This window comes from Paenibacillus sp. BC26, assembly GCF_900116125.1.
Classification (GTDB): domain Bacteria; phylum Bacillota; class Bacilli; order Paenibacillales; family Paenibacillaceae; genus Paenibacillus_Z; species Paenibacillus_Z lignilyticus.
Genome location: NZ_FPAD01000001.1, coordinates 2,837,585 through 2,850,703 on the forward strand (window position 1 = coordinate 2,837,585; position 13,119 = coordinate 2,850,703).

The window sequence follows — 13,119 nt, forward strand, 5'->3', positions numbered from 1 at the left end:
CCTCCGGTTAACCAACGACGCCTGTCCGCTCGACGCTCTCTACAAAGAAGCGTTGAACGAACAGATACATGACCACAAGCGGCGCGATGGCCAGCAGAACCCCCGTATCCACGATCATAGATACCAGGTTCGGATCGACCTTCACGTTCGAACCCGCGCCGACGCCCAGAATGCCGGGCAAATATTGATTGGCGTCAGCCGGCAAGGATGCAACCTTGATGGCCATGAGATTGCTCTGGCTCATAAAGAGCGAGCTGTAGAAGGTATCGTTATACTGCCATACGAAAGCGAACAGCGTGACCGTGATCAACGGAGGAATCGCATTCGGCAGCATGATCGTAAAGAACGTCCGGAAGCCTCCCGCTCCGTCGATGAGCGCCGCTTCCTCGATTTCCGCCGGCATGCCGCGGAAAAATTGACGGAAAATATAAATGTACAAGCCCGACTTCAAGCCATTGGCAAGAGCGGCCGTTATCAGGGAGGGGCCATAGGTATTCAGCATGTTGATGCCCTCTTTGCCTGTAAACAGATTCACCAAGCCCATGATGTCGAAGTTGCGGAAGTGCAGGTACATCGGCACCATAAGCGTGCTTGAAGGAATGAGGATCGTCAAAATAACGAGGGTGAACAGAATATTGCGTCCCGGAAATGTGAACCTGGCGAAGCCATAGCCCGCTAGAGCGCAAGATGCAGCTTGCAGTGCCGTCGTCGAGACGACGAACAGCAGCGTATTCTTCAGCAGCGGCCAATAATTCAGCACACTCATCGCAAGCCGTAAATTCTCCGTCGTGAAATGAACGGGAATCATATAGATGGTCGGATTGTAAATATCGGCCTTATCTTTGATAGCGACCGAAAGCTGCTGAAGGAGCGGATAGATGATGACGAATGAAATGCCGATAATCAGAATGTAACGAAAAATCGACCACAGCAGCTCGATCGATTTGTTCTTCGCCTTCTGCATCCTCAAGACTACAATCTCGTTCTCCATAAGCGAACCTTTCATGCCGTTCTCCTCCCTTCTGCGTCAGTTATAATAGAACACTTTCCTGGAGACCAGAATGCCGACGACTACGAGAATCAAACTGATGACAACGGTGTAGATCCAGGACATCGCGGCGCTCAAACCGAAATTCTGCGCTTGGAATGCCGTGGTGTAGATCGTTCTCGTTAGCTGGCTTTCCGTAAAGGAGTCGATAATCGTATAGATGATGTTCGTTAGAATAAGCGGACTTACCATGGGGAACGTAATCTTCCAGAAAGTCTCGTAAGGCGTTGCGCCTTCCATCTTGGCAACTTCGTACATGGTGACCGGTACGGACTGAAGCGCCGCCAGAAAGATAAGAATTTGGACGCCGGAGCTGCTGATGATCTCATAGATCCGCTGTACGGCATCGATGATATATTCGATGAAAACAGTCGGCATGCCCGCATCGGCAAGCATAAAAGCAAGCATTAGCGGGTCGAAGCCGTTCTGAGCAAGACCTAATTCCTGTGCAACCTCGGAGCTGCCCGTCAACTGAATCAATCCGGAGGATTGAGCCGCGGCTACGGCGCCTGAAGCGAGAATGACCGGAAGAAAGAAAATCGCTCTCGCAATCGACCTGCCTCTAAACTTCGAATTCAGCATGACGGCGGTAAATAAACTGAAGAACAGGATCATTGGCACGTTCCAAGCCATTTCCGTTAACGATTCGGTAAGGATCCGGTTATAGTTCGGATCGACCGATAGCGCATCGGTAAAGTTCTTCAGTCCGATGAAGTCCAGCGAGTACCCGCCCGGAGCCACCTTCAGCTCGCTGAAGCTGAATCGGATGGATTGAACGAGCGGCGTCGCGAACAAGAACACGAAGCCAAGCAGCCAAGGTGCAATGAACGCGACTCCGAGAAATGCACGCTTCTGCGACAAGGTTAATCGTCTGAGGTTCACGAGTTGTCACCGCCTACGTAGAAATTTTTGGCCGCGATTTGAATGCCATTGACCGTAACCGGCTTATCCGTATAGTTCACATAAACGGAGGTACCGTTGTCATAGCGCACTTGTGCGACGCCGGGTTGATGCTGGGTATGTTCTGCAATCGTGCTGTTCTGAAGACCGGCAAGCGCCTTGTTCACTTTGCCGTACAGACTGGAAGCGGCTTGGAGCCAATCGGTATAATGCGTCGAGAAAAACGATTCGTAAGCCGTCAATTTCAGCTTGGACGACGATTCATAGGACCAGAAGAAATGCGGCGCGGCTCCATACTCCAGCGATCGCAGCAATTGGTAGGCCAAATCTTGGTTGTCATCCAGATTCACGGCAGAGCCGGCATAATTCTTGTAACCGTGTATGACCATTTCGTAGAATGGAATTTCTTGATCGGTGATGCCGAAACCGCTGGAGGCCATCGGTACGTCGATCAACTCATCCGCATATTTCAACGCATAAGCATTTCCGCCGGTCAGCAGCATATTGGGAAAGCTCTTGTCCAGCTTGCCAAGCTGCTCCGTAACGATGTTCTTCGCGACATCGCGGAATACGATGCGGCTTACCCGGTAATCGGCTTGCAGCAAGTCTCCCAAATCGCGGAGAGAAACCGCATCGATTCCGTATCCGTCGTAACTGTCGATGAATTGGTCAACGAAGTAAGGCAGCTTGGCCGGAGAAAGCAGGTAAAAAGATCCAAGCGATAGGTCCATCGCGTTGAACGCGCGATTGATTGGCGCAAGCATCGCTTGCTCGCGCGTTACGAAGCGCGCCGCGTCCGAGGCGGGCTTAAAGTTGCGATTCTCGCGAAGCACGTGTTGAAACGCGACATCGGGATATAATCGGCCGCCCATCGCCTCAAGCTTCTCGGACAGCTGCTTCAGCTCGGTTTTGCTGCCAAGTTCGCTGTCCAATTTGACGTTCTTCGCGATTTTATGATCGACGCCTTCATTGAACCAGCCGACATAGCGCATTTGGATGTTGGAAACGCCGGCTGCCTTCAGCTGTTCGGCCATTTGACCGGCTTGCTTGATCGTCGTCATCGGCATGAGCCCTTTGTACGGAATGCCGAGGATCGACTTTTGTTTGTCGACGGCCCCCAGCACGTCGAGGTAGAACGGCAATCCGGCTTGCGATTCGATCGGCTGCAGCACTTTATCCTGAACCAGCTTCTCGCGGTAGCGCTTTGCCATACCGGAGTAATTCGCCTCGTTCCCGGATAAGAAGCTGTAGCGGACCTGCAGATCTCCTTTGAAGGAATCCTCGGTCAGCAGCTGAATCTCGTCCACCTTATTGCCTTTGTAGATTTCGAGCTCATCCTCTCCGCGGATGGCGAAGCTCGCGTACGCATAGTTGTACGAATTTTTGCGGCCGCTAATATCGGCGTTGATGCTGGCGATGCCTTCGCCTTTCTCGATTGTGGCGAACCAGGCGTCGTCGCCGGATTTCATGCCGAATACCGGCAGGCGCGCGGCTTCCGACAGCTGCCCCCGGCGGCGGGAGTTGTTGTTCTCGTCTTCGCCGTAGACACGCTGGGCATAGACTTCTTCGCCTATCTTGCCGTTATTCAGTTGAATCAAGCTCCCGGAGCCATCCGGTACAAGCATGTAGCCTTTCGCATCGGAGCCGGCTGCGCCGAAGAAATCGAGCAGCTCCACCGTGCGAATTTGATAGCCCTTGCTTTCCTGAATCTCTTGCACAGGCACGCGGACCGTCAGCTCATCGCCGGCGAGCCGGTACTCGATGGGAACCGTAAAGTTCGGCCGGCTCGCTCCTCCTTCGGCAGCCAAGCCGTTCTCTTGATTATCGGCGGCTAAATCTTCTGCCGTATAACCCGCTTTCGCAAAAGCATCCAGCATTCTGCTGAGCACGAGCGCTCTGGATACCGCCGTATCGAGCCGCTCCAGCACCTCCGGATTGTTCTCTAACGGGAAATACCGGTTGCCTACGTATTTCGCCGTCGCTTCATCGAGCTTGCTGTATACCTTCTCTTCCATGCGCTTCTTGCTGATTCTCTTCGGCAGCGCATCGATGCCGAGGGATGTGTCCCCGATCGTATACGTAAGCCGGATGCCGTTCTCGATGCCCTCGGCCTTAAACTGCTTGCGTGCGATGCTATCCGTGAAATTCGTGATCGATCCAAGCGTGCCGATTGCATCCCTGTAATTGATCGTGACCTGGGCGGCCAGCCGGTCCTTCTCGAAAGGCGACGCTTTCGCGTCCGAGCCCAGATCCTCCGGATTGCTTCGCCATACTTTGCCGCTGATTCGGTTAAGCACCGCTATTTCGGTCGTCTCCGGATTGAAATACAGCGCCAGCGTATCCGATTGGGCCGCAAGCTTCATTCCCGGAACGGCAGGCGCGCGATCAGGCAAATACTTAAGCTCCGAGGCCGCGGCCGGCTTAACGTCCGGGTGCATATAGGTACTTACCTCGATCGCCGGCGCACCTTTAGTAGACTGGTAATAGGCGAGAGCCGAGATACCCGCTATCCCGATACAAGCCAGCGCCGCATACCATTTCATTCGGTTATTCAAGGGTGCGGCCTCCTTTACGTACGGAATATGATTTCGCGATACACATCATAAACGAACCAATAAATTTGCATGCCCAAGCTGAATGCCAGCGTGCCTAGAAATACGACGAATCCCATTGCGATTACAGTCAGCGCTAACGTGAGAATGGCTTTAGCCGGCGTGTATTGATGCACCGTCATAATGCCGATGAACAGCAAGAGGAGAAACCAGATGCTCGCCAAGCTGTTGACCAGCCAATAGAATGACGTCTCCTCCTGCGTCATGAACCGGCTTATAAACGTGATCGGCAGATTGAGCAGCACGATCGGCAGCAGTGCATAGCCGGTTGCCATGACGATTTCCTTGAACTTGCCTTCGCCCTCCATCAGCGTCGTAATGGACCAGTTCGCTATGCAGAACAGGAAGAACGGCAGCACCGTGAATTGCAAATCATCCAGACTGTTTAACGACCTCGGGTCCACGAAATTGACGAGAAAACCTGCGAATTGCTTCTGCAGGATGAGCGTCAGCACAAGCAGCAGGAGAATGGCCAAGGAAACTTTAACCTTTCCTTTATTCTCGTATTTCATGTCCCAGAATCCGTCGAACGGATGCAAGATGAGATGGAGCGGAAACTTAATATAATCCTGCTTCACGTTTGACCGTCCTCCTTCTAATAACGTTCCTGACGATGCGGAACGCGACGAATGCGGCTATCAGCGAGATCAGCACCGTCATGAATGGGCCGAAGTTGTCCTTCATCACATCCCGGCGGTATCGCTTATAGGCAACGGAGTAGTTTTTGCGGCTCATGCCGAGCTTGAAATATTCCATGGCCTCTTCGTTCTTCTTCTCCATGAGCAGCGATTTGCCGATACCTAGGTAGGCGATCTCGTAGTTCGTATTCAGACGCAGCACTTGGCCCCATAATTTGACGGCCTCGTTATCGTTTCCGCTGTAATGCTGAATCGTTGCTTGACGAACCAGACTGCCGAACTCCGTAGGACGGAAGACCGCGATATTGTTCTTGCCCCGATCGAGCACCGCAAGCTTATCGCCAATTTGTTCCACGGCTACCGGTGTATTGAATACGCCAAGCTGGTTGCCTCTGTCGCCGAAAGCATAGAGCAAGTCGCCTTCGTCATTGTACGTGAACAGTCGCGCGCGATTCGAATCCAGCGCTACATACATGCCGCCGTCAAGCACTTTAATGTCGGTGAGCTTCGAAGGGCCTGAGTTATTCCCGAACCTTCGGAAGCGGATATCGCCTTTGACCGGCCAGTAGCCGTACCGTTTAAGCACATCCTGACCGGACGGATTAAGTCGTTTGATCGTTTCATCCGACGTGTTATCGATGGCAGTCGCATAAACGAACCCTTTGCTGTCAATATCGACGCTTGCGAATTCGGTCGGGATGAACAGTTCCATCTGCTGCTTTTGCGCTTTCGTGGACAACGATCTCCAAAGCCGTTCCCATAAACTTGGCGATACGCTGATCGTGCCGACATATCCCATGAATGCCTTCTTGTCGTCGAATTGCATGATGCCTTCGAAGACGCCGCGGGCGACTACGAATAATCGGTCCGCGCTGTCTACCGTTACCTTAAGCGGCACGAATTTAAAGTCTTTCGGCAGGATATCCGATTTCGGGCTTTCCACGATCTTGATCAGCTTGCCATTGTTTGAAAGCACGACGACTCGATTGTGCTCGGTATCGGCGACATAGATTTCATTCTTCTCCGAGACGAACAGCCCTTCCGGCTCCGCGAAGCCATCTTCCTTGCCGTTATTGTCAAACTTGGTGATGATCTGCTTGACGTTTAATTGACTGTCAAGGATGACCACCCGCGCATTGCCGCTGTCCAGGATATAGATAGTGCCGTCATGCGTCACGTACATATCTTTAGGCTGATTGAAATCGCCGATGCCCAAGCCGCTCCCGGTAATCGCATAGTCCGGCAAGTATGGGGCGGGCAGCGGCACGGCATCCCCGTAGAAATCGTAATTGTAAGCTTCGTATGGCGCAGCTGCCGAAGCCGGCGGCGGCACAACGATCGTCATCACCAGAGCAATAATCGCAGCAAGCAGGAGCACTCTCTTTCTTTGCACGCTTCCACCCCCTCTAGTCCTTCATGCCGGACGTCGTCATCGTTTCGATAATGCGGCTTTGCGAGAATATGAATAGGGCAATCGGTACGCTCATGAGTATCAATGCGACAGCCGAACCGACGCCGGCACGGGCAATCCCGCCGAAAATAATTTGATTGGACGCATAGTGCAGCGTTTTCAACTGTTCGCTATAAATAAATCCGTTGCCGTCCGTACCCCAAAGCATCTGGAACAAGAGAATGACGAGCGTCAGCCAAGCCGGCTTCACGTTCGGCATGACGATTTGCCAGAAGATGCGGTATTCGTTTGCCCCGTCGATCTTCGCCGATTCGAGAAGCGCATCCGGAATTTGCTCCATGAACTGCTTCATCAAGTAGAGTCCGAGCGAGAATGCGAAGGCCGGCACGATGACCGCCCAGTACGTGTCGATTAATCCGATCCAGGACATGACCATATAGTTCGGGATTGCCGTAACCTGCGGCGTAAACATCAGCGACAGCACGACGATCGTGAAGATGATTTTGCTGCCTGGAAAACGATGCTTCGCGAGCGGATATGCTGCGGCGGAAGCCAGCAATACATGACCGACTACACCCATCCCGGTAATGAAGAACGTATTGAAAATATAGCGGGAAAACGGTACCCACGATTGGCCGAGCAGCGTCATCAAATCGATGAAATTGCTCGTGGTCGGATGCCTGACGAATAAGGTCGGCGGGAACAAGAAAATTTCGTCCAGCGGCTTGAATGCCGCATTAATCGCATAAACGAGCGGCAGCGCCATAAAAGAAGCAACCAGCGCCAGAAATACCGTAAGCCAGAATGTCCCGGCAAAGGAACGGTTTACGCGTTTTTTGCGAAGTGTTAGCGCAAGCTTCATGCGGTTAATTCCCCACCTTCCTGAGAAGTCGTTGAACCGCCAAATTCGCGCCAAGCATCAAGAGGAACAAGACGGTCGCGATCGCGGAAGCGTAGCCCATTTCGAATCGGATCGTACCGAAGTCGATCAAGTGCGTGACGATCGTTTCCGCGGCGTAGTTCACGCTCGGGAAGCCGGCCAAGTAGATCGAAACATCCGCTATGGCGAGTGACGCCGTTATCTGGATGACGGCCCCGAACATCAACTGCGGCTTCATCGACGGCAGCGTAATATACCACAGCTCCTGCCAACGGTTCTTGACGCCATCGACGGCGCCTGCTTCATAGAGCGTCTTATCGACGGTCTGCAGACCTGCGATGAAGGCAAGGAAGCCGGTTCCCAAGCTCAGCCATAATTGAACGAGGATGACGATCGGCATGATGTACTTTTCCGTCTTCAGCCATAGAATCGGATCTAAGATGACCCCCATCTTAATCAAGAAACCGTTAGCGATGCCGTAACGGTCGCCCGAGAAGATCATCTGCCACAGGAAATACACGTTTCCCGAGATCGATGGCGCATAGAACACGAGCGTCATGAATGCGCGCAGCTTCGGCCGCAGATCATTAATGAGCCAAGCAAACACGAAACAAGCGATGTAACTGAGCGGTCCTGTAATTACCGCGAAGAGGATCGTGTTCTTGACCGCAATCAAGAACACGTCGTCTTCCAGAAACAAGCGGCCATAATTCTGCCAGCCGATAAAACGCGGAAACTCAAGCATATTGAAGTAAGTGAAACTAATAACGATGGACATAATGACAGGCAGCACCGTAAATACGGCAAAGAGCAGCAAATAGGGCGACATCAGGATATAAGAATGCTTATGCCCCTTCATGATCTCCCATTTGACAGCCCACCAGCTCGGAGTGCTCGTCGGCGTTTTGCCCGCCACTGTCGTTGTTCGTTGATTCGGCATATCGATATTTGACATTTGGACCCCTCCTTTATTCCGGCAGGCCGAATTCTTTGCGTTTCGCGCGAATTTCATCTTGGATATACTGCGCGTAGTCGAGGATCGCTTCGCGCGCCTCCGTATCCGCACCGACGACGACTTTCAAGAATGCGTTCTGCAAATGCCGTCCGGTGAAGTAACCGCCCGGAACCTCCGGAATGCCGCGGACCCACTCAAATTCCTCTTTCAAGCTGTCATAATCGGCCACTGGCCAAGGCAAGCTGTCAAGCGCTTTGACGTTCGCGGTCGGATAGCGGGCCGAAGCGCCCATAAGCGCTTCCATTTCGCGGCCGTACTTCGTCTGCGCATCTTCGCCGGTCCACCATTTCATGAACTGCCATGCGGCATCTTTATCCTTCGCTCCGCTTAGCATCAGCGTGCCGCTTCCGTTGCTTGGCGTATCTCTGCGGATCGTGCCGTCCGGCTGTTTCGTGCCCGGAATCGGAACGAAGCCCCACATGCCGCGAATTTCCGGCGCGAATACAGACAGCTGGTTATACGTCGTATAATCGACGATACCGATCGGCATTTCACCGGTTCTGAAGCGGTTCGCGAAATCGAATTCGCGCTCAAGCTTATAATCGCTGTAGAGGTCGGTCCAGGTTTTGAACGTCTCTACCCCGATTCTGGAATCCAAATCGGACTCTTTGCCTTCATTCCGGTAAAATTGTCCGCCATTCTGCATGAGCATCGTAGCAAAGATGGAATTCGGCGGAATGTTCTGACCCGGAATCGGCACGGAGGTCGCAGGCGTCGTAATCGGCATGCCAAGCTGCATCCGGTTCTTGTTCAGCACTGCTAGCAGCTTATACATATCGTCCCAAGTTTGAGGAACATCCAGGCCCAGCTCTTTCAAGACATCCTTCCGATAAAAAAGCATATTGAAGGTTTGGGTTTCCGGCAGCGCATAGACGCCTTTCTGGTAAGTAAACGGAACTAGCGCGCTTGGACGGAACCAATTGGCTACTTCCCGGTAATCCGGAAATTGCGACAGATCGGCCGCGGCTTTGCGCATCGCGTAATTCACCGGAATATCGTTGCTGATTTGCATCGCGACATCCGGCCCTTGGCCTGCAAGCGTAGCCGGCAGCAGCGTATTCATTTGTACCAACTTCAAATTCACGTTAATGCCGGTCTCCGGCGTGAATGTTTCGTCGATCATCGCTTTCAGCGTATTCGCCTGGTCGCGGCCGCTTCCGATCCACACGGTGATGGAACGCGGATTCTTCTCGTCGGACGCATTGCCGATCTGGTTGTAATCGATGAAGAAGGAATACGCGAACGTTGTGATCTCATGGCTAAGTCTCGTAAAAAATCCGTCACCGGCCGAAGGAAGCTTCTTATTCGGCGAAGCGACATAGATTTCGTCGATTTGCAGCGGCATTTCGAGCGCCTTCTGCAGCCAAGTGCCCAGACCGCCCGTGTTGCTCTTGTAAGCGGCAAGGCGGCGCGGAATCGTGTCCGGATTATCGATGAGCTCGCCGAGCTGCAGCGCCATCGTCTTGAGCAGCGCTTCGGAATCGCTGCTTCCGCCCGACAGCCGCTTCAATTCTTTGCTGACGGCCGTCAGTCTTTCTTCCTCCGACTTGAACGTCTTCAGCAGGTTCGGAACCTGCTCGTCCACGCGGTAGTCGCGGAACTTATCCGGCGATGCGCCTGTAATCATGATAACTTTGCGGTACATCTCGTTGAGGTTAAATAAGCTGTCTTTCACTTCGCGGATAAGCGGCGCGAATTCGCCGAGCGTGTCTTCAAGGCGGATGATGTTCTTGCCTTTCTTTAGCTCGAACAAATACGGCTCGTCTCCTCCCATGACGTCGAGGCGGTATCCGCTCTTATAGCGGAACGGGATTTGCTCCGCTTCCCGGAACGGCACTTCGCCGTTAACGTACAGCCTGCGCGTGGAGTAGATGCCGCGGACGAATTGCTGTTTTGCCTTTAAGGCGATCTTATAGAGTCCGGCTTCCGGAGCGTCAATCTCCCATTCGATCCACTGTCCGGGCATCCGCCAATTGTAGCCGCCGATCGTATTAACCCGAATGAGCTCCGGACTATACGGCTGCACGGCTGCGCTGGCCCGTTCGGTTTGCGGATAGAGTGTCGGAGACGACTTGGCGCGCGCATTTTCGGCTTGAACCGTTATGAGCTGACCGTCCGTTTCCTTTAACCCCTCCTGCTCGTATCGCTTAACGGTTTCTTCATATAGCGCGGGATGCTTGTCTTGATACAAGCGCAGCTGCCGAACGACCATCGGCTCGCGCTGCGATACGAATGAGAGCGTGTGCGTTCCGGCGGTCAAGTAGAACCGGAAAGGATCCGCGTAGTAGCCGTTCGAATCCTTGAGCAGCAATTCGCGCCATTCGGGCCGCTCAAACTGCTGCGGGCGCAGGTCGTTTCCGCGGTTATCCCGCTTTACCTGATCCAGCTCATTGTCCCAAATGCGGTCGAATTGCAAATAATCCGCTTCCTCAAACGGCAGCTCGCCGTCGATCAACAACGAACGCTCGATGCTGGAGCTTTTTCCTTTGATGGGATAATACTGTACCGAGATATTGTAAAAGCCCGCTTCCGGGACATTCACCTTCCAGTCGACTCGGCCTTGTTCGCCGGTCTTCAGCGAAGTACCGCTCATACCCTCGTAATTGTCGAGCTTCTCGATGTCTTCGCCTTCCGCCATCGCATAATCGGAAGCATGGATGATCACTTCGCGATCGGGGAACCCCGCATTTTCATTCTTAGCCAGGTACGATGTGTAATCGCCCCGTTCTTGCTGCAGCGAGGTCCACGAACCGCTGACGAACGTCGATTTCTCGCCAGCACCGCTCACGTTGTCTGCCCCAAGCTGAGACCAGAGCACAAGCAGTCCGGCCGCTCCAATAATGCCGATCGACCATAAAGTCAACTTCTTCTTTCGAACAGTTCCTTTCAATGTCAGCCCTCCTATGCGGCGACTTGATCTGCGGCCAACCTCATATTTTTTCACCTAACGAACTAACCGGACAGTTAGGTTGTTATGATCGCATGATAGGTTGAAGTAGCATCCGGGAATTGGTGAAACAAAAGGGGCTGTTCCGATTAGTCGGCAGCCCCTCTCCTTAGTTGCCAGTACTGCTCCAATCAGCTTATTTCAGCTTATCCAGCGCAGCTTGGCCGTTTGACTTATACTTCTCAAGCGTTGCCGCTACGGATTGATTTTTGACGATAACGTCATCCATGATCGTGAAGAACGGGAAGTCTGCTACGCCTTCCTCGATCGAAAGGCGGCCAGTGCCGTTTACGTGCTCGATCGCCATCTTGATGTCAGCTTCGTTCTTGAAGCGGGACTCAAGCCAGTCTTGGCCGAGGTATTCCTCTGTCGCAGGGATATCTTGCAATTCTTCGAAAATTTGGTACACGATTTGCGGATCCTTCGTTCCTTTCGGAATAAAGTAACCATTTTGCGCCGTGTTCGCGAACGTGTATTTTCCGTCGCTTTGCGGACCTGCCGGGTTAGGCACGATACCAACCTCGAATGTCAGATCCCCCATGTTCCAGTCATAGTTGATCGACATGGCGACATCGCCGTCTTTGAACGTATTCGTTTCGTTCCAGTCCATTTTATTGCCGGATTTCACTTTCACGACATTCTCCACATTGTAGAGACGGTTAACGAATTCAAGCGCTTCAGACATCTTCGGATCCGTAAAACCTAGCGATAAGTCCGTTTCATTAACGAACAGCGCGCCGTTCGTTACGCCGATGTGACGAGCCGCATCGGCTGCCCAGCCTGCGTAGCCCCAAGTATCTTTCTTGCCGTCGTTATTGGAGTCTGTCGTTGCTTGCTTCGCGATTTCCATGAACTTGTCCCAAGTCCATTCGCCGTTGTTGTACAGATCCTGCGGATCCTGCAAGCCAAGCTTCTTGATTAGATCGCGGTTATAGTACAGCCCTACTGCAGAAATGCCGGGCGTATTGAACGAATATTCCGTTCCGCCGATTGCCGGCAGCTTCTGAACGCGCTTCTGTTCTTTGTTGATGTCGTTATCGGCGGTTGTGAAGTCCGTAAGCGGAAGTACCAAGCCTTGTTTAATTGGCGCGATCGCGCGTTTGAACTCCATGATCGAAATGTCGGCCATCGGCTCGCCCGCAAGCACTGCGGTCGTGAATTTGTCCATGTATTGATCGAACGGAATGTTCACGAATTCGAGCTTCATGTTATATTTTTCTTCGAGCTCAGCGATCTTCGCGAGGGAGGCTTTCTCGCCGGCCGTTTCACCTTTTGGCTTGCCATCCCACCACATGGAGATTTTGACCGTGCGTCCGCCTAAATTGATGGCTTCCGCCACAGGCTCGTTCTCTACGGCATTTTCTTCGGTTGCGGCATTGTTTCCGGCAGGTTCAGTCGTTGTGTTGGTTGCAGTATTGCTTTCGGTTGTGTTTGAGCCATTGCTGCTGGTATTGCCGTTGCCTCCTCCGCATGCACTTAGAGTAAGCATTAACGCGACAGACAAGATTGTAAGTGCTTTCATTTTTCTCATTGCAAAACAACCTCCTATTTGTTTGTCTTGCCGCACTTCGGAGCAGAATCCATTCCGTCTCCGAACCGCCTTTTTCTACCAGATTCCCCAACGTAAACGTTTACAATTTACCGTTTAATGTTCTCTCACCACCACCG

9 protein-coding genes are annotated in these 13,119 nt (G+C 52.7%); all 9 read right to left on the reverse strand.

The window, feature by feature from the left end; translation table 11 throughout:
* Positions 1-7: 7 nt before the first annotated feature.
* Positions 8-1,006, reverse strand: coding sequence for a carbohydrate ABC transporter permease (locus BM412_RS12455; protein WP_256256281.1), 999 nt, complete (start codon positions 1,004-1,006; stop codon positions 8-10).
* A 21-nt stretch (positions 1,007-1,027) separates the two neighbouring features.
* Positions 1,028-1,930 (reverse strand): carbohydrate ABC transporter permease, encoded by a 903-nt coding sequence (locus BM412_RS12460; protein WP_091218181.1) that lies wholly within the window; start codon positions 1,928-1,930, stop codon positions 1,028-1,030.
* Positions 1,927-4,503: a DUF5696 domain-containing protein gene (locus BM412_RS12465; RefSeq protein WP_256256282.1), complete on the reverse strand. Its 2,577-nt coding sequence runs from the start codon at positions 4,501-4,503 to the stop codon at positions 1,927-1,929. The genes BM412_RS12460 and BM412_RS12465 overlap by 4 nt, the downstream gene beginning before the upstream one ends.
* Before the next feature lie 14 nt (positions 4,504-4,517).
* Positions 4,518-5,138 (reverse strand): Yip1 family protein, encoded by a 621-nt coding sequence (locus BM412_RS12470; protein WP_091218184.1) that lies wholly within the window; start codon positions 5,136-5,138, stop codon positions 4,518-4,520.
* Positions 5,119-6,591 (reverse strand): NHL repeat-containing protein, encoded by a 1,473-nt coding sequence (locus BM412_RS12475; protein ID WP_091218187.1) that lies wholly within the window; start codon positions 6,589-6,591, stop codon positions 5,119-5,121. Before BM412_RS12475 ends, BM412_RS12470 begins: the two co-directional genes overlap by 20 nt.
* A gap of 13 nt (positions 6,592-6,604) precedes the next feature.
* Positions 6,605-7,471, reverse strand: coding sequence for a carbohydrate ABC transporter permease (locus tag BM412_RS12480; RefSeq protein WP_091218189.1), 867 nt, complete (start codon positions 7,469-7,471; stop codon positions 6,605-6,607).
* Positions 7,472-7,475: 4 nt separating this feature from the next.
* A complete protein-coding gene (locus BM412_RS12485; RefSeq protein WP_240548257.1) occupies positions 7,476-8,348 on the reverse strand; it encodes a carbohydrate ABC transporter permease in 873 nt (290 codons plus the stop codon).
* Between the two features lie 109 nt (positions 8,349-8,457).
* On the reverse strand, positions 8,458-11,394 hold the full coding sequence (locus tag BM412_RS12490) for an extracellular solute-binding protein (protein WP_256256283.1): 2,937 nt from the start codon (positions 11,392-11,394) through the stop codon (positions 8,458-8,460).
* 193 nt (positions 11,395-11,587) lie between these two features.
* Positions 11,588-12,982: an ABC transporter substrate-binding protein gene (locus tag BM412_RS12495; protein ID WP_091218195.1), complete on the reverse strand. Its 1,395-nt coding sequence runs from the start codon at positions 12,980-12,982 to the stop codon at positions 11,588-11,590.
* Positions 12,983-13,119: the final 137 nt, after the last annotated feature.

Excerpts from the sequence above, each read along its gene's own strand:
- BM412_RS12480 (WP_091218189.1), bottom strand. The coding sequence starts at position 7,471 with ATGAAGCTTGCGCTAACACTTCGCAAAAAACGCGTAAACCGTTCCTTT.
- BM412_RS12455 (WP_256256281.1), bottom strand. The coding sequence starts at position 1,006 with ATGAAAGGTTCGCTTATGGAGAACGAGATTGTAGTCTTGAGGATGCAG.
- BM412_RS12495 (WP_091218195.1), bottom strand. The coding sequence starts at position 12,982 with ATGAGAAAAATGAAAGCACTTACAATCTTGTCTGTCGCGTTAATGCTT.
- BM412_RS12485 (WP_240548257.1), bottom strand. The coding sequence starts at position 8,348 with ATGAAGGGGCATAAGCATTCTTATATCCTGATGTCGCCCTATTTGCTG.